At 62.2% G+C, this 20,824-nt stretch carries 20 protein-coding genes; 7 read left to right on the top strand and 13 right to left on the bottom strand.

The features are described from left to right. Window positions 1–67: 67 nt before the first annotated feature. The 11 genes from lpxD to rpsB form a co-directional block, all read right to left on the bottom strand. Window positions 68–1,108, bottom strand: coding sequence for a UDP-3-O-(3-hydroxymyristoyl)glucosamine N-acyltransferase (lpxD, locus tag F0A16_RS06115; RefSeq protein ID WP_149434480.1), 1,041 nt, complete (start codon window positions 1,106–1,108; stop codon window positions 68–70). 22 nt (window positions 1,109–1,130) lie between these two features. Beyond that, window positions 1,131–1,634, bottom strand: a complete 504-nt coding sequence (locus F0A16_RS06110) for an OmpH/Skp family outer membrane protein (RefSeq protein ID WP_149434479.1) — start codon at window positions 1,632–1,634, stop codon at window positions 1,131–1,133. 97 nt (window positions 1,635–1,731) lie between these two features. Then, on the bottom strand, window positions 1,732–4,071 hold the full coding sequence (bamA, locus tag F0A16_RS06105; RefSeq protein WP_239023727.1) for an outer membrane protein assembly factor BamA: 2,340 nt from the start codon (window positions 4,069–4,071) through the stop codon (window positions 1,732–1,734). Between the two features lie 149 nt (window positions 4,072–4,220). Further along, window positions 4,221–5,576 carry a sigma E protease regulator RseP gene (rseP, locus tag F0A16_RS06100; protein ID WP_149434587.1) on the bottom strand — a complete coding sequence of 452 codons (1,356 nt, stop codon included), beginning with the start codon at window positions 5,574–5,576 and terminating at the stop codon, window positions 4,221–4,223. Beyond that, window positions 5,576–6,796 carry a 1-deoxy-D-xylulose-5-phosphate reductoisomerase gene (ispC, locus tag F0A16_RS06095; RefSeq protein WP_149434478.1) on the bottom strand — a complete coding sequence of 407 codons (1,221 nt, stop codon included), beginning with the start codon at window positions 6,794–6,796 and terminating at the stop codon, window positions 5,576–5,578. The genes rseP and ispC overlap by 1 nt, the downstream gene beginning before the upstream one ends. Before the next feature lie 7 nt (window positions 6,797–6,803). Further along, the gene (locus F0A16_RS06090; protein ID WP_149434477.1) at window positions 6,804–7,604 is read right to left on the bottom strand and encodes a phosphatidate cytidylyltransferase; all 801 of its coding nucleotides are present in this window, start codon (window positions 7,602–7,604) and stop codon (window positions 6,804–6,806) included. Further along, on the bottom strand, window positions 7,597–8,358 hold the full coding sequence (gene uppS, locus F0A16_RS06085; protein ID WP_149434476.1) for a polyprenyl diphosphate synthase: 762 nt from the start codon (window positions 8,356–8,358) through the stop codon (window positions 7,597–7,599). Before uppS ends, F0A16_RS06090 begins: the two co-directional genes overlap by 8 nt. Before the next feature lie 64 nt (window positions 8,359–8,422). Further along, the gene (frr, locus tag F0A16_RS06080; RefSeq protein ID WP_149434475.1) at window positions 8,423–8,980 is read right to left on the bottom strand and encodes a ribosome recycling factor; all 558 of its coding nucleotides are present in this window, start codon (window positions 8,978–8,980) and stop codon (window positions 8,423–8,425) included. A gap of 10 nt (window positions 8,981–8,990) precedes the next feature. Continuing rightward, window positions 8,991–9,746 carry a UMP kinase gene (gene pyrH / locus F0A16_RS06075; protein ID WP_149434474.1) on the bottom strand — a complete coding sequence of 252 codons (756 nt, stop codon included), beginning with the start codon at window positions 9,744–9,746 and terminating at the stop codon, window positions 8,991–8,993. Window positions 9,747–9,901: 155 nt separating this feature from the next. Beyond that, entirely contained in the window at window positions 9,902–10,771 is an 870-nt protein-coding gene (tsf, locus tag F0A16_RS06070) for a translation elongation factor Ts (protein WP_110714747.1), read from the bottom strand. Between the two features lie 171 nt (window positions 10,772–10,942). Beyond that, window positions 10,943–11,674: a 30S ribosomal protein S2 gene (rpsB, locus tag F0A16_RS06065; protein WP_149434473.1), complete on the bottom strand. Its 732-nt coding sequence runs from the start codon at window positions 11,672–11,674 to the stop codon at window positions 10,943–10,945. Window positions 11,675–12,050: 376 nt separating this feature from the next. Here rpsB and map point away from each other — a divergent pair, with 376 nt between their 5' ends. Both map and F0A16_RS06055 read left to right on the top strand, forming a co-directional pair. Continuing rightward, complete coding sequence (gene map / locus F0A16_RS06060; RefSeq protein WP_149434472.1) at window positions 12,051–12,842, top strand: type I methionyl aminopeptidase; 792 nt, start codon at window positions 12,051–12,053, stop codon at window positions 12,840–12,842. 45 nt (window positions 12,843–12,887) lie between these two features. Then, the gene (locus F0A16_RS06055) at window positions 12,888–15,563 is read left to right on the top strand and encodes a [protein-PII] uridylyltransferase (protein WP_149434471.1); all 2,676 of its coding nucleotides are present in this window, start codon (window positions 12,888–12,890) and stop codon (window positions 15,561–15,563) included. Between the two features lie 28 nt (window positions 15,564–15,591). Here the strand turns inward: F0A16_RS06055 and copM are convergent, their stop codons facing one another. Beyond that, entirely contained in the window at window positions 15,592–15,990 is a 399-nt protein-coding gene (copM, locus tag F0A16_RS22100) for a CopM family metallochaperone (protein ID WP_149434470.1), read from the bottom strand. A 39-nt stretch (window positions 15,991–16,029) separates the two neighbouring features. Here copM and F0A16_RS06045 point away from each other — a divergent pair, with 39 nt between their 5' ends. The 5 genes from F0A16_RS06045 to F0A16_RS06025 all read left to right on the top strand — a co-directional run bounded on the left by F0A16_RS06045 (window position 16,030) and on the right by F0A16_RS06025 (window position 20,234). Next, window positions 16,030–16,566: an ArsC family reductase gene (locus tag F0A16_RS06045; protein WP_338100595.1), complete on the top strand. Its 537-nt coding sequence runs from the start codon at window positions 16,030–16,032 to the stop codon at window positions 16,564–16,566. A gap of 68 nt (window positions 16,567–16,634) precedes the next feature. Next, a complete protein-coding gene (gene dapD, locus F0A16_RS06040) occupies window positions 16,635–17,660 on the top strand; it encodes a 2,3,4,5-tetrahydropyridine-2,6-dicarboxylate N-succinyltransferase (RefSeq protein ID WP_149434469.1) in 1,026 nt (341 codons plus the stop codon). Between the two features lie 31 nt (window positions 17,661–17,691). Next, window positions 17,692–18,873, top strand: a complete 1,182-nt coding sequence (gene dapE, locus F0A16_RS06035) for a succinyl-diaminopimelate desuccinylase (protein ID WP_149434468.1) — start codon at window positions 17,692–17,694, stop codon at window positions 18,871–18,873. After that, a complete protein-coding gene (locus F0A16_RS06030; RefSeq protein WP_149434467.1) occupies window positions 18,857–19,249 on the top strand; it encodes a hypothetical protein in 393 nt (130 codons plus the stop codon). The genes dapE and F0A16_RS06030 overlap by 17 nt, the downstream gene beginning before the upstream one ends. Before the next feature lie 49 nt (window positions 19,250–19,298). After that, window positions 19,299–20,234, top strand: coding sequence for a cation diffusion facilitator family transporter (locus tag F0A16_RS06025; protein WP_149434466.1), 936 nt, complete (start codon window positions 19,299–19,301; stop codon window positions 20,232–20,234). Between the two features lie 57 nt (window positions 20,235–20,291). Here F0A16_RS06025 and F0A16_RS22095 read toward each other — a convergent pair whose 3' ends face one another. Further along, window positions 20,292–20,774: a cold-shock protein gene (locus F0A16_RS22095; protein WP_149434465.1), complete on the bottom strand. Its 483-nt coding sequence runs from the start codon at window positions 20,772–20,774 to the stop codon at window positions 20,292–20,294. Window positions 20,775–20,824 lie beyond the last annotated feature (50 nt).

The following is a 20,824-nucleotide window of genomic DNA, read 5'->3' as shown; positions in this document are numbered from 1 at the left end:
ATTATACAGGCGCACATGGCGACCGCCAGCCTTTCGGCGCGGCTACGGGGCATGGGGCCCAAGCCCTTCAGCTATCGCGGATATCCCGCTCGAGACGCGTCAACCGCTTGGCGATTTCGTCGAGTTGCTTGAAGCGTACAGCGTTCTTTCGCCACTGACTATTCGACATCGAGCCGGTGCCGGAGGAGTAGACGCCGGGTTCCAGTATCGAGTTGGTGACCAGGCTCATGCCTGTCACCTGTACACCGTCGGCCAAAGTGAGATGGCCGGAGAGCCCGACTCCGCCGCCCAGCAGGCAGTGGCGACCGACTTTAGTGGAACCCGCGATACCCACACATCCCGCCAGGGCGCTGTGATCCCCGATCTGCACGTTGTGGGCAATCTGGACCTGAGAATCTATCTTGACCCCATTGCCGATCCGCGTATCGCCCAGCGCACCGCGATCGATGCTCGAGCAACTACCCACCTCGACGTCGTCACCGAGCATGACACCGCCAAGCTGCGCGATCTTCTCCCACTGCGTGCCATCGTGGGCGAAGCCGAAGCCATCGCCCCCGATGACGCAGCCACTATGGAGAATGGCACGGTCTCCGACGATCACACCGTGGTAAAGCGTCACGTTGGCATGCAGGCGGGATTCGCGGCCCACCGTGGTATCGGTGCCAATGAAGCATCCTGCGCCGATCACGCAGTCATCGGCGATATCGGCACCGTCTTCAATGACGCAGTGGGCTCCGACCTCGACGCGCTCGCCGAGCCGGGCCCCCGGCGAAACGACTGCCGTCGCGTGCACGCCACGAAGAGGCTGATTGGCCAGCGGATCGAACAACCGCGACAACTTGGCATATCCCAGGTAAGGGTTCTCCAGCTCCAGCCGTGGGCACGGACAACTGTCGCCATGCGCAGGATGGACCAGGACGGCACCGGCACGAGTCGCGGCCAGATACTTCAGGTACGCCCGGTTGGCCAGGAAGGCCAGATCCGTCGGACCGGCATCGGCAAGCGTCGACAGACCGCCGACACGCAGATCCGCGTCGCCGACCAGGCGTGCATCCAAACGCTCGGCGAGTTCGCCAAGCGTATAAGAGCGGGAAGTCTCTCTCTTCATGAGCGGGCGCCGGATTGAATCATCAGTTGAGCGAATTGAAGATTTTCGTCACTTCGGGGGTGATATCGAGGCTGTCACCCGAGTAGACCACGGCGTCACGATCCACCACCATATCCAGGTCATGCTCGTCGACGACCCGCTGAATAGCCTGATCGAGCTTGGGCTTGGCGCCTTTCAGATACTGCTGCTCGGCCTGCTGCTGCGCCTGCGAGATCTGTCCACGCAATTGCTGGAACTGACCGCCTTTCTGACGCAATTGCTGGGTCACCGAGTTGCGCTCGGACTCCGACATCACGTCGCCATCTTTCTGCAGACGCTGCTGCAGCTGCTGCAGCTCCTGGCTCAACGACTCCGCCTGTTGCTGCTGGGAACTGATGCGATTCTTCAACTGGTTCATCGATGCCTGGGCGGAGTTGGAGGACATCAGTGCCTCGCGCCAATCGAGCACGCCCACTTCCGTCGCCATCGCCGGGACGGAGACCATCGTCAACAAACCTAGCCCGAGAACTCCTGCTATTTTGCGCATGCGGCATCTCCTTGGAACGAGCCTGAATTATCATCTGAAAACATCTGAATTCGACTTTGCGACGTCATCGAGACGCCGCGAACTCACCGCGCTTGAACTAGAAAGTCTGGCCAAGCGAGAACTGGAAGACCTGGGGATCGTCTCCATCCTTCTCGTTCAGCGGCTTGGCGACGCTGAACGTCAACGGCCCCACCGGCGTCAGCCAGGACAACCCCAAGCCCACGCTGTAGCGCAAATCGTCGAGATGGACCCCGCTGTTACAACTGGAGGGACCATCGCCAGGTACCACCTCGTAGCAATCAGTCAGGAAGGTATTGCCGCCGTCGAGGAAGATGCTGGTCTGCAGCGAACGGCGGTCCTCGACCCACGGGAACGGATAGATCAGTTCCGCGGAACCTTCGACCAGCACGTTGCCCCCCAGGGTATCGTCGTCGCCGTCACCGCGTTCGGTGGTCTTCGGCCCTAGAGTGTTGCCCGTGTAGCCACGCACCGAGCCCAGGCCACCCGAGTAGAAGTTCTCGTAGAACGGGTAAGGATCGTTGGAACCCAGCGTATCGGCATAGCCCAGGTTGCTGCTGAACTTGAGCGACCAGTCAGGGTTGAGTTCGAACAGTTTCTGGCCACGATAGCGCAGCTTGTAGTACTCCGCGTCCGACCCGGGCAGCGCGGTCTCCAGCGAGACGCGCTGATAGCTGCCGGCAGTCGGCATGATGCCGCGATTCAGGTTGTTGCGCGTCCAGCTGGCGGTCAACTTGTAGTTGAAGAAGTCTTCGCCCTGATCGTCCGTATACCGAACGATCTCGGAGGGCGTGTCGTCGTAGGTATCGATCGACAGGTTTTCGAGGCCGACACCGAAGTTCAGCCGCGACAGATCGTTGATCGGATACCCGAAATTGATGTTACCGCCGTAGGAATCGGTCGAATAGGTCGAGATATCGGAGTCTTCGTAGTCGGTTTCGCGATAGAAGATGTTGTAACCACGCGAGATACCGTCGAGAGTCCAGTACGGGTCGGTGAAGCCGAAGTTGACGTTGGTGAACGTGTCGCTTCGCTGTGCACCAATGTTGACCCGGTTACCGGTCCCCAAAAAGTTGCTCTGCGACAGCGCCGCACCGTAGATGACCCCAGCACTCTGGGAGAAGCCGACGCTGGCGGAGATGGAACCCGACGGCTGCTCCTGAACGTTGTAGGTGACATCCAGTTGGTCCGGTTCGCCGGCCACCGGTCGGGTATCCACGTCAACCTGCTTGAAGAATCCCAGCCGTTCGAGACGCTGACGCGACTGGGAGATCTGATCCGTCGAGGCCGGCGCGCCTTCCATCTGCACCATTTCTCGACGCAGCACCTCGTCCTGCGTGGTGGTATTACCTTCGAAATTGATACGACGCACGTAGGCACGCCGGCCCGGGTCGACGCGGAAGGTGATATCTACCGTATCGCCCGCCTCATTGACGGTGGGTACGGCCTGAATATCGGCGAAGGCAAACCCTTCGGCACCGAGCTTCTGACGCAGCGCCTCCGACGATTCGGTCAGCTTGCTCTGGGAAAAATACTCGCCGGGCTTGGCGGTCACCAGCGAACGGGCGGTCGACTCGTCAATTTTCAGGTCGCCGGCGAAGTTGATCTTGTCGAGCTTGTAGCGCTTGCCCTCGTCGACGTTGATGGTGACAAAGATGCGAGACTTGTCCGGGCTGATCGACACCTGAGTCGAGGTGATGGCGAAGTTGACGTAGCCTCGGTCTAGGTACCACGAGCGCAGCGTTTCCAGGTCACCGGAAAGCGCTTCGCGAGAATACTCGTCGTCGGAGAACCAGCCGAAGAACCAGCCAGGCTTGTCCTCGAGCTGGAACAGATCACGCAGCGTATCGTCGTCGAATGCCTGGTTACCAACAACGTTGATCTGGCGAATCTTGGCGACTTCGCCTTCGTTGATATTGATGTTGACGCGAACTCGGTTGCGCTCGAGCTGCTCGACCGACGTCTTGATGTTCGAGCTGTATCGGCCCTGGGACTGATAGAGACGCTCCAGCTCGCGCTGCATCTCCTCCAGGGTCGAGCGCTGCAGGACCTGGCCCTCGGCCAGTCCCGCGTCGCTCAACCCCTTGCGCAGATCATCGTCGGATATCTGCGAGTTGCCGTCGATGTTGATTTCGGCGATGGACGGCCGCTCGACCACGTTGACGATCAGCACGTCACCGTCGCGGGAAAGGCGAATATCGTCGAACAACCCAGTATCGAACAGTTTCTGGGCAGCTTGGCCCAGTTGCTGATCATTGACTGTTTGATCGGCGCTGACGGGGAAAGCGTTGAAAACGGATGCAGCCGAGACGCGTTGCAGCCCCTCTACACGAATATCCGAAATCTCAAAAGGTGCCGCCAGCGCAACGGGAGAGCTGGCCAGCAGAAGTCCTGCCAATCCGATGGTCTTGAGTTTCATGCAATCAGTCGCTTCTGTGGGGTCCGCCCGCGTATCGAACAGGCACCTTATACATTTCTCCCTATGACTGACAAGCTCGTCACTCGCCACTCATGGGGTCTTCCCGCGCGCCGATGCTCTCGGCGCCGTCCGGCAACGACGTCCTGTCGTCAAAGCCGCATCAAATCGAAGTAGAACGCCATCACCATCAGGCATCCCACCAATGCCACGCCAACGCGCAAGCCCATCGCCTGGGCCGTTTCCGACACCGGCTTGCCCCGAACCAGCTCGATCAGGTAGTAGACCAGGTGACCGCCGTCGAGAACCGGAATCGGCAGCAGATTCAACACCCCCAGACTGATGGACAGATAGGCCAGAAAGCCGATGAACGTCTCGACACCGCTACGCGCCGAGTCTCCGGCGATACGGGCGATGGTGATCGGTCCGGAGAGGTTCGAGGGCGAAATCCAGCCGACGATCATCTTGCGGATCGAGTCCACCGTCAGCCAGGTCATTTCGCCGGTCTTGCTCAGCGCCTGCCCAACAGCTGCCACCGGGCCATAGCGAATCTCGCGCCGATAGGACTCGGGCCACTCGACCGCCCGGGAAGCAGCGCCCACATAGCCGATGTTCTCGCCATCCTCCGCCTGCCTCGCTTCGGGCGTCAGCGTGACGTCGCGGGTCGCGCCATTCCGCTCGACCTGCAGCGACAGCTCGGCGCCAGGGTGGCTGCGCACCACGTCGACGAACGCGACCCAGTCGGCGATCGGCTTGCCGTCGACGCTGACGATACGGTCCTCGGCCTGCAATCCCGCACGACTCGCCGGACTATCCTCGAGCACGCGGCCCAGCACCGCCGGTACCTCGGGACGCCAGGGCGTGATTCCGAGCGACGACATCGGCTGCGGCGGATCTTGACGCACCAGCCACTGCTGCACGGGCACGGCATGAGTTCGAGTCGCCCCGCCTGCGGGATCTCGGGTCGTGACGTCCAGCTCGCCGCTGGCACCGATGGCAGCGATAAGCTGGAGGTTGACCTCGGTCCACGAGGGCGTCTCGCGCCCTTCGACGCTGACGATCTCCTGCCCGCTTTGTAGCCCGCCCTGGGCCGCGAGCGACCCCGGCGTCACATCGCCGATCACCGGGGCCACGGTAGTGGAGCCATAGACGAACAGCGCCCAGTAAGCGACCAAAGCCAGCAGCAGATTGGCGATCGGCCCCGCCGCCACAATCGCGATCCTCGCCCAGACGCTCTTGCGATTGAACGCGTGAGCCAGCTCTGCCGGGGCTACCGGCCCCTCGCGCTCGTCGAGCATCTTGACGTAGCCACCGAGCGGGATGGCGGCGATGGCGTATTCCGTACCCTGGCGATCGAAACGCGACCACAGCGGCTTGCCGAATCCCACCGAGAAGCGCAAGACCTTCACGCCGCAGCGTCGGGCCACCCAGAAGTGCCCGAACTCGTGAAACGTAATCAGCAGGCCGAGTACGACAATGACCGCCAGTACGTTCTGGATCGTATCCATCACGCCCGCCCCCTCTGAAAAGACCGTTGATGCAGCAGACGCTCGGCCGACCGCCGCGCTCGTGCATCCTCGTACAATATCACGTCGAACGAATCCGCTGCTCGCATCTCGGTCGCCTCGAGCGTGGCCTCGACCAGCTTGGCAATGCCAAGAAAAGAGAGCTCTCCGTCGAGGAATGCCTGCACCGCGACTTCATTAGCGGCATTGAGGATCGCCGGCGCCGTGCCACCAGCTTCCATCGCCTCTCGAGCCAGCCGCAGACACGGGAACCGGGCCTCGTCCGGCGCCTCGAAATCGAGCCGGGATACCGCGAACAGATCCAACGGCTCGACCCCGGCATCGAGTCTCGAAGGCCAAGCCAGACCGTAGGCGATCGGCGTACGCATGTCGGGATTACCCATCTGCGCCAGCACCGAACCATCGGCGTACCCGACCATCGAATGGACGATGCTCTGCGGATGAACCACCACCTCGACCTGCGCAGGCGACGTATCAAACAGCCAACACGCCTCGATCAGTTCGAGCCCCTTGTTCATCATGGTGGCGCTATCGACGGAGATCTTGCGCCCCATCGACCAGTTGGGGTGCGCACACGCCTGATCAGGCGTGACATTTTCGAGCGCATTCAGCGACCAGGTTCGAAACGGCCCTCCCGACGCCGTCAGCAGCAGCCGCGATACTCCATCACGAGTCAATTCGCGATGTCTACCAGCACGCTGCATAGGAAGACACTGGTAGATGGCATTATGTTCCGAGTCGATAGGCAAAAGAGTGGCATCATGGCGCGACACGGCATCCATGAACAACCCGCCGGACATCACCAGCGCCTCCTTGTTGGCCAGCAGCACGCGCTTGCCCGCCTCGACCGCCGCCAGCGTTGGCATCAGCCCCGCCGCACCCATAATAGCCGCCATCACGACGTCCACTTCGGGCGCGCGCGACACTTCCAGCAGGGCAGACTCCCCATGGGAGACGTCGATCCGCGTCAACCGGGCTTCCCGAAGCCGGGAGCGTAGCCACTCCGCATCCTGTGACGAGCCAATCACCGCTCTCTGCGGCTCGAATCGTAGGCAGATCTCAAGCAGCGCCTCGCGGGAACGCTGGGCGGTCACCGCATGAAGCTGATAGCGATCGGCGTGCTGGGCGATAACGTCCAGCGTGCTGCGGCCGATGGAACCGGTCGCGCCCAGTAGTGTGACCTTGCAGGAAGAGGAAGACATCGGTGCGCTATCCCAGCCAGGGGCGGATCAAGGCGAAGAGGGGAACGGCAGCCGTCAGGCTGTCGATACGATCGAGAATGCCACCGTGGCCCGGCAGCAGGTGACTGGAATCTTTCAACCCGCAGAAGCGCTTGAGCATGCTCTCGAGTAGATCCCCGATGACGGAGATAAAAGCCACCACCAGCGCGACCACCAGCAAGGCCAGCGCCTGACCAAAATCAAGTTCGAGCCAGGCTGCGTAGACGAGCACCAGCAGCGCGACGGCAACCCAACCGCCATAGACGCCTTCCCATGACTTGCCCGGACTGACGTTCGCCGCCAGCTTGCGCCGGCCATAGCGCCGCCCGGCAAAATAGGCCCCGATGTCCGCCACCCAGACCAGCAGCAACACGAACAGCAGCCACTCGCTGCCCTGCTGCCGCAACTGATAGAGCCCCACCCAGCAAGGCAACAGCACCCACACGCCCATGCTCAGGCGCAGCACCGGAGGCTGCCACTGGCCGGTCGCCCCGGGGTAACGCGAAATCCACCACGTGTTGGCCAACCAGCCGAGCGCACCGCCCCATAGCGGCCAACGCTCCACAACCCACCCCGACCACCACGCGACCAACAGCAGTAAACCGAGACCGGCGGTGTAGAGCAGTCGCGGCTTGACCGCGTCGAATCCGGCCAGACGTGCCCACTCCCAGGCCCCGAGCAGCAGGACGAACGCGGTGAAGGCGGCAAAGCCGCCCCCGGAGAGGCCGAACAGGCCGCCGAGGGCCAGTGGCGCCAACACCAGCGCCGTCAGTATTCGCTGTTTAAGCACCCTGAACCTCGACCTGCTGCTGGCTCATGCCGAAACGGCGCTGGCGTTGTTTGAAAGCATCGAGCGCGGCATCGAACGCCGCACCATCGAAGTCGGGCCAAAGCTCCGGTGCGAAGACGAACTCCGCGTAAGCAAGCTGCCACAACAGGAAGTTGGATATCCGCTGCTCTCCGCTGGTGCGGATGCACAGATCGATGGGCGGCTCCTGACTCAGGCACACCTCACGATCCAGCGCCGATTCATCGACCGCATCCGGACTCATGACCCCATCGGCGACCTTGCGTGCCAGACGCTGCGCCGCGGACGCGATGTCCCAGCGTCCGCCATAATTGGCTGCCACGACGAGGTGCATTCCGGAGTTGTCTCGGGTCAACGCTTCGGCACGATTCATGTGCTTCTGGAGGGAGGACGAAAAGCGCCGGCGATCACCGATGATGCTCAGCCGGATACCGTTCTCGTGAAGCTTCTTCACCTCGCGCTTGAGCACCAGCATGAAGAGCTCCATCAGCGCACCGACCTCGGCCGAGGGGCGACGCCAGTTTTCACTCGAGAAGGCGAATAGTGTCAGGGTCTCGATGCGCTGCTCCGCTGCCCGCCGAATGACGGCGCGCAACGACTCGACGCCAGCGCGATGTCCCTGTGCGCTGGAAAGCCCTCTGGCGCGCGCCCAGCGATTGTTGCCATCCATGATGATCGCCACGTGGCGGGGCATCGACGGCGTCGCTTGAACGTCACGCGACTGCGTGTCTGTCATGATAGCTCGCAAGACAGGTGGGTAGCGGCGCCCGCGTGCCGGAGGACGTCGGGCGCCCAGGCCCTCATACCTGCATCAGGTCGTGTTCCTTGGTTTCCAGCAGTCGATCGATCTCGCTGACATGCTTGTCGGTCAACTTCTGGATTTCCTCTTCGCCGCGACGCTCGTCATCTTCGGTGATCTCCTTGTTCTTGAGCAGCGCCTTGAGATCGCCATTGGCGTCGCGGCGAATGCTCCGAATCGCGACTCGGGCGTTTTCGGCCTCGGCACGCGCCTGCTTGATATAGTTGCGCCGCGTCTCCTCGGTCAGCGGCGGCATCGGCACGCGAATCACGTTGCCGTTGGTAGCCGGGTTGAGCCCGAGATCGGCGGTCATGATCGCCTTCTCGACTTTCGGCACCATCGGGCGCTCCCAAGGCGTCACGGCCAGAGTCCGAGCGTCCTCGATCGTGATGTTCGAGACCTGGTTGATCGGCATTTGACTGCCGTAATACTCCACCATCACCGCATCCAGGATGCTCGGATGCGCCCGGCCGGTGCGGATCTTGTGGAAATTGCTCTGAAGCGCATCCAGACTCTTCTGCATACGCGCGCCAGCATCTTTCTTGATATCGTCGATCATGTCCTAAACCTCAATCAATCAGTGTGCCTTCTCGCCCACCGACCACCAGATTCAACAGTGCCCCAGGCTTGGTCATGTCGAAGACGCGAACCGGCATGTCATGGTCCCGTACCAGACAGATGGCGGTCAAATCCATTACGCCGAGCTTCTGATCCAGGACCTCATCGTAGCTCAAACGCTCGTATTTGACGGCTTCCGGGTGCTTGACCGGATCCTTGTCGTAGACGCCATCGACCTTGGTTGCCTTGACCACGACGTTGGCGTCGATCTCGATGCCTCGCAGACAGGCGGCCGAGTCGGTCGTGAAGAAGGGATTGCCCGTGCCGGCAGAGAAGATGACCACATCGCCAGAAGTGAGGTACCGAATCGCGGTACGCCGGTCGTAGTGTTCGACGACACCACTCATGGGGATCGCCGACATCACTCGCGAACGGATATTGGAGCGTTCCAGCGCGTCTCGCATCGCCAGGGCGTTCATCACCGTGGCCAGCATGCCCATATGGTCGCCGGTGACCCGCTCCATGCCCGCCGCGTGCAGCGCCGCGCCACGAAACAGGTTGCCTCCGCCGATGACGATACCAACCTGGACACCGATCCCCACCAACTGGCCAATTTCCAGTGCCATGCGATCGAGCACCTTGGGGTCGATGCCGAAATCCTGCTCACCGGTCAGCGCCTCGCCTGACAGCTTCAACAATATGCGCTTGTACTTAGACTTGTCGCTACGCTCATTGGGCTTGCTGGGTCGATCGATGACTTCAGGCATGACGCTCTCTCCTGGTTTGACGAGTCGGATTCGGCAGGTGGCGGACGATCTTCTCATCCGCCGGATACGCGATGGCGTGCGCTTTCGCGCACGCCATCAAAGGGACCGGCCACAGACAAAAGCACCTGTGCACGATCCCAGGCACTGCAAGGAACTCAGCTACGGCGAGCCTGTTCCATCACTTCCTTGGCGAAATCGACCTCTTCCTTCTCGATGCCCTCACCAACCTCGAAGCGTGTGAAGCCAACCACTTCGCCGCCCGCCGTCTTGGCGTACTCGGCAACGGTCTGGTTCGGGTCCTTGACGAAAGGCTGCTCGGTCAGGCTGTTTTCCGCCAGATACTTCTTGAGGCGACCCTGGACCATCTTCTCGGCGATTTCCGCCGGCTTGCCGGCCATGTCCGGCTGGGCCAGGATGATCGCCTTTTCACTGTCGAGCTGGGCCTGCGGCATATCTTCCGGACGCGCGACGACCGGGTTGATCGCGGCCACGTGCATGGAAACATCCTTGGCCACTTCCGGGTTACCACCCTTGAGCACGCTCAGCACACCGATACGGTCGCCATGAACGTAAGCGCCAACGACGCCGCCTTCCGGCGCATCGACGACGACCGCGCGACGCACGGAAATGTTCTCGCCGATCTTCTGCACCAGCTGATTGCGTGCATCTTCCAGCTCACCGTCCATGATGGCCGCGACGTCTTCGGACTTGGTCTCGAACACCTTGGCCAGAACCTTGGAGGCAAAGCTCTTGAAGTTGTCGTCACGGGAGACGAAGTCGGTCTCCGAGTTGACTTCCAGCATCGCGGCGTAGCTGCCGTCTTCGGCAACTCGGGTCAGAATCGCGCCTTCGGCGGCAGTTCGCCCCGCTTTCTTGGCGGCCTTCAGACCGGAATTCTTGCGCAGGTCCTCGATCGCGCGCTCGATGTCACCATCGGCTTCGGTCAATGCCTTCTTGCATTCCATCATGCCGAGACCGGTACGCTCACGCAGTTCCTTGACTAGAGAAGCGCTGATAGCTGCCATGTTCTACCCCTGAGAATCGCTGTTTCGTCTGACGAACGACGCCACGAGAGCGTCGCTCCGGGTGTAAAAAGGGGGCTATGGAGCCCCCTTGTATCTGCGCCGATGTCGGCGAACCGACTGCCGCCCTGCGGGAGCACGCTCAGCGCAGACTCGATGCCGTTTTCATCTCGACTACTGAGCGGCTTCGCTGGCCTCGCTCACCTCGACGAACTCGTCGGGACGACCTTCCTTCGCCTTGCCGCAGGCGTCGGCAATCGCCTGCACATAGATCTGAATGGCACGAATGGAATCATCGTTACCCGGAATGACGTAATCGACGCCGTCCGGGTTGGAGTTGGTGTCGACGACACCGATCACCGGAATGCCGAGTTTGTTGGCTTCGTTGATCGCGATGCGTTCGTGATCGACGTCGATCACGAACAGCGCGTCGGGCAGACCACCCATCTCCTTGATACCGCCGATGGAACGCTCGAGCTTGTCCTGCTCACGCGTCGCCATCAGCACTTCTTTCTTGGTCAGTTTCTCGAACGTGCCGTCTTCGCGCATGGTTTCGAGTTCGCGCAGACGCTTGATCGACTGCCGGATGGTCTTGTAGTTGGTCAGCATGCCGCCCAGCCAGCGATGGTTGACGAACGGCTGACCGACGCGATTCGCTTCTTCCTTGATGATCTTGCTGGCGGAACGCTTGGTGCCGACAAACAGGATCTTGTTGCTGGAAGAGGCCATCTTCTCGACGATGCTCGTCGCTTCCAGCAGTGCTGGCAGCGTATGCTCGAGGTTGATGATGTGAATCTTGTTACGTGCACCGAAGATGTACTGCCCCATCTTCGGATTCCAGTAACGGGTCTGGTGACCGAAGTGTGCGCCTGCCTTGAGCAGATCGCGCATATTGACTTGTGCCATGATGACTCCTGAAGAATCGGGTTAGGCCTCCACACACCCCATGGATCCGACCGCTCGGCTAGACCGTCGCGGCACCCGGGACCATGTGTCGGTGCGTGTGTGTTTTTGATGACGCGGCCATCGTTCGCAAGCCGTCGTCGCTACTGACTCGACCACCCTGGTGACAGCGAAAGACGCTTGTCGCATGCCAGACCGACCGTCCTCGCGTTCTCGCCGGAACGTGTAGGCGGGCAATTGCAGTCGAGCGCGCGGATTTATACCATAGAACGCAGGCAAGATGAAGTCGCCGGTCGTCTAAAGCTCGGCAACACCCAAGGATAGACGATCGCTGCCCAAGATACTCCATCGCCCCTATCGACCCCCATTGCGAGAGCGCATGAACATTCCACGCAAGACGCCCGACGAAATCGAAAAAATGCGCGAAGCCGGCCGCCAGGCCGCCGCAGTGTTCGAGATGATCATTCCGCACGTCAAGGCCGGCGCCTCCACCGGCGAACTCGACCGGCTCTGCCACGATTTCATCGTCAAGGAGTTGGGCTCGACCCCCGCGCCTCTTGACTACCACGGATTTCCCAAATCGATCTGCACCTCGATCAACCACGTCGTCTGCCACGGCATCCCCGACTTCGACAAGAAGCTCAAGAACGGCGACATCATGAATATCGATATCACCGTAAAGACACAGGATGGCTATCACGGCGACAGCAGCATGATGTTCGTCATCGGTGACACGATACAGGGCGAGCGCCTCTGCCGCGTCACCCAGGAAAGCCTCTATAAAGGTATCGCCGAAGTCAGGCCGGGCGCCAGATTGTCGACCATCGCCCGGGTCATCCAGAATCACGCCGAGAAAGCCGGCTACTCCGTGGTCCGGGATTTCTGCGGTCACGGTATCGGCGCAGGCTTCCATGAGGAGCCGCAGGTGCTGCATTACGACGGCTACGCCCCGGAAGCCGATGCCGAGCTGGCCGAAGGCATGTGCCTGACCATCGAGCCGATGCTCAATGCCGGCAGCTATCGCACCAAGGTATTGAAGGACGGGTGGACAGCAGTGACCAAGGACAAGAGCCTATCGGCGCAGTGGGAACACACACTGCTGGTCACTGCTTCCGGCGTGGAGGTCCTGACGGCCCGTTCCGACGAAGATTTCGGCTTCCTGACGGACTGATCGTCGCCCGCCTGCTGCCTCGCCGCCCCCGGAGACACCCGTCGCATGCTGCTGCACCATTATCGTTTTCAACCCGACGAAACACTATTTGATGCAGCGGCCTTTCGCGAGGAACTGGCACGCGACTCCCAACCCATCGCGCTGTTCAAGCAGGCCCTGAAAACGATCCGCGAGCGCCTCGACGACCGTTTTCGCGCCGGCGCCGACGTGCGCGACCTGGTTTACGGCCGCGCCTGGTGCCTCGACCGACTGCTCGAGATCGCCTGGGAGCGGTTCGAGTGGCCGGACGACAACGTCGCCCTGCTGGCCGTCGGCGGCTACGGTCGCGGCGAGTTGCACCCCTACTCCGACATCGATCTGCTGCTGCTGCTCGGTACGGACGACGACACGCCCTATCGCGAGTCGCTGACCGGGTTCATTACCCTGCTGTGGGATATCGGTCTCGAGGTCGGGCAGAGCGTGCGTTCGCTCAATGACTGCGAGCGGGAAGCCCGAAGCGACATCACGGTCATCACCAACCTGCTGGAAACCCGTACCCTGGCGGGCCCGGAAGCCCTACGCAGCGCCATGCGGGAGCGCCTTTCCACTCACCACATGTGGTCATCGGCGGCGTTCTTCGAAGGCAAGTGGCAGGAGCAGATCGCCCGTCACTACAGGCACAACAACTCCGAGTATCACCTGGAGCCCAACCTCAAGAGCGCGCCGGGTGGCCTGCGCGACATCCAGATGATCGGCTGGGTGGCCAAGCGTCATTTCGGTCCACTGCGCTATGAAGACGTCGTCGCGCAAGGCTTCATGAACGATGCCGAGCTGCGGATTCTCAGTCAGGGCCAGGCGTTCCTGTGGCAGGTTCGCTACGCCCTGCACATGATCGCCGGACGTGCCGAGGATCGCATGCTGTTTGACCACCAGCGCGCTCTGGCCAAGCTGTTCGGCTACACGGACACACCGCAGCGGCTGGCAGTCGAGCAGTTCATGAAAGCCTACTATCGCCACGTCACCGCGCTGGCCGGGCTGAACGACATGCTGCTGCAGCATTTCGACGAAGTGATTCTCCACGCCGGCGAATCGTTCGAGACCCAGCCGATCAATGCGCGCTTCGAAAATCGTGGCGGCTATATCCAACTCCGTCACTCCAATGTCTTTCTGCGGCGCCCCGGCGCTCTGCTGGAACTATTCCTGCTGATGGCCCAGCATCCGGAAATCGAGGGCGTACGAGCCGACACCATCCGCCAGATTCGCGATCATCGTCACTTGATCGACGACGCTTTCCGCGACGACCTGCGCCATCAGAGCCTGTTCATGGAACTGCTGCGCAGTGGCGGCGATGTCCCCACTCAGCTCACTCGGATGAATCGATACGGGGTCCTCGGCAAATATCTGCCCGAGTTCGGCGAGGCCATCGGCCTGATGCAGCACGATCTTTTCCACATCTATACCGTCGACGCACATACCCTGCGCCTGCTCAGTTTCCTGCAGCGTTTTCGCGAAGAGCGGGACACCGACGAATATACCGTCGCCATCGATGTGGTTCAGAAACTGCCCAAGCTCGAACTGCTGTGGATCGCCGGGCTCTATCACGATATCGGCAAAGGTCGCGGTGGCGATCACTCGGAACTCGGCGCCATCGATGCCACCGAATTCTGCCGTCGTCATGCGTTGTCGAGCTGGGATACGCAACTGGTGGCCTGGCTGGTCGAGCACCACCTGCTGATGTCGAAGACGGCGCAGAAACGCGACATCTCCGATCCGGACGTGATCCACGCCTTCGCCCGCACGGTTCGAGACGAGACTCACCTCGACTATCTCTACGTGCTCACCGTCGCCGATATCAGCGCCACCAACCCGACGCTATGGAATGGTTGGCGCGCCTCGCTGATGCGTCAGCTCTACACCGAGACCCGCCGCGTGCTGCGCCGTGGCCTCGACAATACCGTCGACCGGCAGGGCTGGGTCAGCGAGACCCGCGAGGAGGCGTTAGGACTGTTGCGGGCCGTCGATGCTGACGTAGCCCGCGTCGCAGAACTCTGGCAGACCTTCGGCGAGGACTACTTCCTGCAGTACACGCCCAGTGAGATCGTCTGGCAGACCCAGGGAATTCTCGCCCATCACGACGATCACCTGCCGTTGGTCCTGGTCAGTGCGCCCAGCGAGGACATGACCGAGGGCGGCACCAAGCTGTTCATTCATACGCGTTCGGCCGACGACCTGTTCGCCGCGACGGCAGCCGCCATCGAGCAACTGGGCCTGTCGATCCACGACGCCCGCATCGCCACCTCCAGCGACGACTGGACACTCAATACCTTCATCCTGCTCGACGACGACGACGACGCCATCCGCGATCCGGCGCGACTGGAGACGATCCGTCGGCATCTGGTCGAGGAGCTCGACGATCCCGACGACTATCCGCAGATCGTCAGCCGCCATACGCCTCGACAACTGAAGCACTTCCGCGTACCAGTCGAGGTAATCATCGAGCAGGATCCCGCCAACGCGCGCACCTCGCTGGAGCTGATCGCCCCCGATCGCCCGGGCCTGTTGGCTCGGGTCGGTCGAATCTTCATGGAACAGAACATCGCGCTGTCAACGGCCAAGATCGCCACGCTCGGCGAGCGGGTCGAGGACGTCTTCTTCATCACCGACAAGCACGGACGGCCGCTGACCGACCCCGAAGCCCAGGCACGACTGCGCGAGCGCCTTTACGAAGTTCTGGACGTGTAGTGCCCGGTCGTGCCAGCTCCAGACCTCCTCAATCGGCCGGTGCGGGGTTGGCTTTCAGCCAGGCCCGCATCTGTTCTATCTCGGCCTGCTGGGCCTCGATGATCTTTTGAGCCAACGCTCGCATTTCCGGATCCTTGCCGTGATCGAGCTCGACCTCGGCCATCGCCACTGCCCCCATGTGATGGGCCAGCATGCCGGTGGCAAAGTCGACATCCGGATCACCGCTGTTCGCCAGCTCCATGTCGTGCTGCATTCTCGTCGCCGCCTCACGGTAGGCCTCGCTGGCCTCGCTGGATTGTCCGGACGCTTCGGAACGGACCTGATGGTCGCCATGACCATCGCCCTGCTGCTGAGCCAGACCACTGGCGGCAAACACCAGTGAGCCGGCGGCTGCGATACCGGCCAACCAGCGCTTTGAAGTCGTCATTCGTCAATTCTCCCCAGGGAAAAGTTTGACGCTAGCACCATGGTGTCACCCATAGGTCAAGCGCGACCCGAGACGCTCGACTGTCGTTTCATCGACACCCAGTCGGACCGGGCCCCGACCGACACGCGGCTGGCGTCGCAGCGGTGGGGTTTGAGCCGCCGTCCGTGGGCGCCTATAATCTGCCGCTTCTCCGGCAGCGCCCGACAGGCCAGCGACATGACCATCACCGTTTACGGCATCAAGACCTGCGACACCTGCCGCAAGGCCCGCCGCCAGCTCGACGAGCTGGGTATCCCGTATCGCTATCACGACCTGCGGGAGGACGGACTCGATCCGCAACGACTGGATGCCTTTCTGGCCACCGCCGGCTGGCAGACACTGCTGAACACCCGCAGCACCACCTGGCGACAGCTCGATGCCGCGGACAAGGAGCCGCTGGACGCCGAGCGTGCGCGCGAGCTGATGCTGGCCAACCCGACATTGCTGAAGCGCCCGCTACTGCAGCGCACCGGCCCTGCCAGCCAGGACACCCTGATCGTCGGCTTCGACCCCGCCCGCTACGCAACGCTCGCCTAGCGGGCGAGCTCGCGCCGACCCCACGACCTTCCACGACACCCCTCGACGCACATGATAAGGAACCTGCGATGTTGAGCTTCGCGCTAGGAATCGGCACCCAGAACAGCCAGGGCGACTGGCTCGAAGTCTACTATCCGGCTCCGCTGCATCAGCCCGCCGCCGATCTCGTCGCCGCCGCACGTCAGGCACTGGCTGCCGACACGACCGAGGAAGTCGTCAGCTTCCTGCCGGAGCACGCAATCGGCCTCGCCGAGGCGCTGCGAGCAGCTGGCGCCGCCGATCAGGCCGAACTGGCCGAGTCGTTCGTCGATGCCAGGCGCCCGCTGGTCGCGGTGTTCCTGAACGACGATCATGCGCCGGCCAGCGTGCCGGAGGTCTATCTGAAGCTGCACCTGCTGTCCCATCGGCTGATCAAGCCCCATGGCGTCAAGCTCGATGGCATGTTCGGCCTGCTCAAGAACATCGCCTGGACTAACGAAGGCGCCATCGACGTCGAGGAACTCCCTGCGCGCCGCCTCAAGGCCCGTCTGGCCGGACGCCCGCTCTCGGTGGACTGCGTCGACAAGTTCCCGAAGATGACCGACTACGTCGTGCCCAAGGGAATCCGGATCGGCGACACTGCCCGCGTGCGCCTCGGCGCGTACCTGGGGGAAGGCACCACGGTCATGCACGAGGGCTTCTGCAACTTCAACGCCGGCACCGAAGGGCCCGGCATGGTCGAAGGCCGTATCTCGGCCGGCGTCTTCGTCGGCAAGGGCTCCGACCTGGGCGCCGGCTGCTCGACCATGGGTACGCTCTCGGGCGGCGGCAACGTGGTGATCAAGATCGGCGAGAACTGCCTGATCGGTGCCAATGCCGGCCTGGGCATCCCGCTCGGCGACCGCTGCACCGTCGAAGCTGGCCTCTATGTCACCGCGGGCTCCAAGGTCACCGTGCTGGACGATCGGGGTGAAGCCGTCCAGACCGTGGCCGCACGCGAACTCGCCGGCCAGGACGACCTGCTGTTCATTCGCCACTCGGTGACCGGGCGCCTGGAGTGCCGCACCAACAAGAGCGCCGTCACTCTCAATGAAGCGCTGCACGCCCACAATTGATTCGGCCCGACCGGCTGCCCTGGAGAACCGCATGCCCCAAGCGTCAATGACGACCGCGCCTACCGACACGCTGGCACTGGCTCTCGAGTTACTCCAGCGACCGTCGGTGACGCCGGACGATCACGGCTGCCAGGCGCTGATGATCGAACACCTGGAGCGCATCGGCTTCCGGATCGAGCGGATGTCGATCGGCGGCATCGACAATTTCTGGGCCACCCGGGGTCAGCACGGCCCGATGCTCGCCTTTGCCGGTCATACCGACGTGGTGCCCAGCGGACCGGAGAGCGAGTGGCAGTATCCGCCGTTCGAGCCGCGCATCGACGAAGCGGGCTTTCTCTGCGGGCGCGGGGCCGCCGACATGAAAGGCAGCCTGGCGTCAATGGTGACGGCGGTCGAGCGCTTCGTCACCGCCCATCCTGACCACCACGGCAGAATCGCCTTTCTGATCACCGCCGACGAGGAAGGCCCTGCGGTACACGGCACCCGGGCCGTGGTGGAGCGACTGCGCGAGCGTCACGAGCCGCTGGACTACTGCATCGTCGGCGAGCCCTCCTCCACCAGCCATCTGGGCGACGTGATCAAGAACGGCCGCCGCGGTTCGCTGGGCGGTGTGCTGCGGGTGCGCGGCATTCAGGGTCACGTGGCCTATCCCCATCTGGCCCGCAATCCGATTCACCAGGCTCTGTCCGCTCTGTCCGAACTGGTCAACGAGCCATGGGACGCCGGCAACGACTTCTTTCCGGCGACCAGCTTCCAGATCTCCAACCTGCATGCGGGAACCGGCGCCACCAATGTCGTTCCCGGCGAGCTGGAAGTGACGTTCAACTTTCGCTACTCCAGCGAAGTCACGCAGATGCAACTGCGCGAACGGGTCGAGCAGAAGCTGGCCGCCCACGGGCTCGATTACCAGCTCGACTGGACGCTCAATGGCGAACCCTTCCTGACCGCGGAGGGGGAGCTTCTCGAGGCGGCACGGCGTGCCTGCGAGACGATCACCGGCCATCGCCCGGCGCTTTCGACCTCCGGCGGCACGTCGGACGGACGCTTCATTGCTACACTGGGCACGCAGGTGATCGAGCTGGGCCCCGTCAATGCCACCATCCACCAGGTCAACGAACGCATCCGTGCCGACGACCTCGATACCCTGAGCCGCATCTACGAGGCAATACTCGAGCGGCTGTTCGCCAGAGGACCCCATGGAGCGTTTTCCTGATATCGAAATCTACCTGGCCGTTGCCGACGTCGACGCCATTACGCAATGGCTACGGCAGGCTCTAGACGACAACACTCTGACGCTGAACCGGGCCGGCAAGGGAATCTGGCGTGGCAGGACCACGGACGCCGAGCGCAGCATCGGCATCATGCTCGTCGAACGGGCCGCCGATGGTTACGCCAGCCTGTGGTTCGACTGCGACGCCACGCCCTGGCTCAGAGATGCCGACTGCGCGCGTGACGCCGCTCGTGAGCTGGGTTGCGAGGCCCGCTGCTCGCTGGGTGGCTGGCAGCCCGGCGACGATCCCGATCGTTTCTGGCAGGTAACGCCGGACGGTCGCGAGAGCACCATAGAGTGGCCCGACTCGGGCCGCTGATCACGCCGTCGCCGCCATCACGCGGCCCATCCGACAGGGAGTCACTCACATGGCGGAATCCAAGCCAGTCATCTACGCCGCCATGGGCGGCAATCTGCTCATCGCGATCACCAAGTTCGTCGCGGCCGCCATCACCGGCAGTTCCGCCATGCTCTCCGAAGGCATTCACTCGGTGGTGGACACCGGCAATCAGATTCTATTGCTGCTGGGCATGAAGCGGGCCAAGCGTCCTCCGAGTCCCCAATTCCCCTTCGGCCACGGCAAGGAGGTCTACTTCTGGAGCTTCGTGGTGGCGCTGTTGATCTTCGCGATAGGCTCCGGCGTCTCCCTCTACGAAGGCGTGATCCACATCTTGAACCCCGAGCCGATCGAGTCGCCACTGGTCAACTACGTCGTGCTCGGGCTGGGCATCCTGTTCGAGGGCGCGTCCTGGGCCTTCGCGCTCAACGAATTCCGCAAGACCAAGGGCAAATGGGGCTACGTCGAGGCAGTACACCGCGGCAAGGACCCCTCGATGTTCGTGGTGATCTTCGAGGACTCCGCCGCTCTGCTCGGCCTGCTGGTGGCACTGGCCGGTGTCGCCCTCTCCCAGTGGACGGGAATTCTGCTCTTCGACGGTATTGCTTCGGTGATCATCGGCTTGATCCTTGGCGGCACGGCGATCTGGCTTGCCAAGGAGACCAAGAGCCTGCTGATCGGGGAAAGCGCCAACCAACACGTGGTCGAGAGCATCCGCCAACTGGCGGGGGATGCCGACGGAGTGGAGGGCGTCAATGAAGTCCTGACCATGCACATGGGCCCCAACTTCATCCTGGTCAATCTCAGCGTTCGTTTTGCCCGCAGTGCCACGGCGGAGCGCATCGAGCGTGCCATCGCCAAGCTCGACCGGGAAATCAAACAGGCCCACGATGGCGTCAAGCGGGTATTCGTCGAGGCCGAAGCACGCGCGGGAGTCGACGAAACCCCATCGTCCTTCGGCGCTTGAACGAAAAACCCCCGAAGACAGGCCTCCGGGGGTTATCGAGCAGTCCAGCCAAGGCTGTCAGGTGATGACGGTAACGTCGTCCGCCTGCAGTCCGCGGTCGTTCTCGATCACGTGGTAACGTACCTTCTGCCCTTCGGCGAGAGTCCGGTGGCCCTTGCCCCGGATCGCTCGAAAGTGCACGAACACGTCCTCACCGTCGGCGCGCGTGATGAAGCCGTAGCCTTTATTGACATTGAACCATTTGACTTCACCCAGCTCGCGATCGTCGTTCTCCACGTCTGCCAACATGGCAGCCGTGACCGCACGAGGGTTCGCTGGCGCCAGCAAAGCCATGGCCAACGTGCCCAGCCACAGAACGATGAAGACGGCGATCACCGTCGCACCATACATCGCCGAAACACCTTCCACGTTCAAAAACCATGTCAGGTCGGTGGCCAGCATGCTGCTGATCAGCGTGATCAAAAGACCGATCAGCAATGGCGAGGGTATCGAGAGGAGTAGACTGATCAGCGTACAACGCAAAATTACCTTGCTATTCATGGATTCTCATATCTCTGGACGTCGGAACAAGGAAAATTCACCGCGCCTTC

The organism is Salinicola corii (assembly GCF_008298015.1).
Lineage (GTDB): Bacteria > Pseudomonadota > Gammaproteobacteria > Pseudomonadales > Halomonadaceae > Salinicola > Salinicola corii.
Note: the sequence above shows the minus strand (reverse complement) of the source record. Positions and strands in the feature narration are given on the sequence as shown.

Coding starts and splice junctions, on each gene's coding strand:
- lpxD (WP_149434480.1), bottom strand. CDS start 1,108: ATGAAGAGAGAGACTTCCCGCTCTTATACGCTTGGCGAACTCGCCGAG.
- F0A16_RS06110 (WP_149434479.1), bottom strand. CDS start 1,634: ATGCGCAAAATAGCAGGAGTTCTCGGGCTAGGTTTGTTGACGATGGTC.
- bamA (WP_239023727.1), bottom strand. CDS start 4,071: ATGAAACTCAAGACCATCGGATTGGCAGGACTTCTGCTGGCCAGCTCT.
- rseP (WP_149434587.1), bottom strand. CDS start 5,576: ATGGATACGATCCAGAACGTACTGGCGGTCATTGTCGTACTCGGCCTG.
- ispC (WP_149434478.1), bottom strand. CDS start 6,796: ATGTCTTCCTCTTCCTGCAAGGTCACACTACTGGGCGCGACCGGTTCC.
- uppS (WP_149434476.1), bottom strand. CDS start 8,358: ATGACAGACACGCAGTCGCGTGACGTTCAAGCGACGCCGTCGATGCCC.
- frr (WP_149434475.1), bottom strand. CDS start 8,980: ATGATCGACGATATCAAGAAAGATGCTGGCGCGCGTATGCAGAAGAGT.
- pyrH (WP_149434474.1), bottom strand. CDS start 9,746: ATGCCTGAAGTCATCGATCGACCCAGCAAGCCCAATGAGCGTAGCGAC.
- tsf (WP_110714747.1), bottom strand. CDS start 10,771: ATGGCAGCTATCAGCGCTTCTCTAGTCAAGGAACTGCGTGAGCGTACC.
- rpsB (WP_149434473.1), bottom strand. CDS start 11,674: ATGGCACAAGTCAATATGCGCGATCTGCTCAAGGCAGGCGCACACTTC.
- map (WP_149434472.1), top strand. CDS start 12,051: ATGAACATTCCACGCAAGACGCCCGACGAAATCGAAAAAATGCGCGAA.
- F0A16_RS06055 (WP_149434471.1), top strand. CDS start 12,888: ATGCTGCTGCACCATTATCGTTTTCAACCCGACGAAACACTATTTGAT.
- copM (WP_149434470.1), bottom strand. CDS start 15,990: ATGACGACTTCAAAGCGCTGGTTGGCCGGTATCGCAGCCGCCGGCTCA.
- F0A16_RS06045 (WP_338100595.1), top strand. CDS start 16,030: ATGGTGTCACCCATAGGTCAAGCGCGACCCGAGACGCTCGACTGTCGT.
- dapD (WP_149434469.1), top strand. CDS start 16,635: ATGTTGAGCTTCGCGCTAGGAATCGGCACCCAGAACAGCCAGGGCGAC.
- dapE (WP_149434468.1), top strand. CDS start 17,692: ATGCCCCAAGCGTCAATGACGACCGCGCCTACCGACACGCTGGCACTG.
- F0A16_RS06030 (WP_149434467.1), top strand. CDS start 18,857: ATGGAGCGTTTTCCTGATATCGAAATCTACCTGGCCGTTGCCGACGTC.
- F0A16_RS06025 (WP_149434466.1), top strand. CDS start 19,299: ATGGCGGAATCCAAGCCAGTCATCTACGCCGCCATGGGCGGCAATCTG.
- F0A16_RS22095 (WP_149434465.1), bottom strand. CDS start 20,774: ATGAATAGCAAGGTAATTTTGCGTTGTACGCTGATCAGTCTACTCCTC.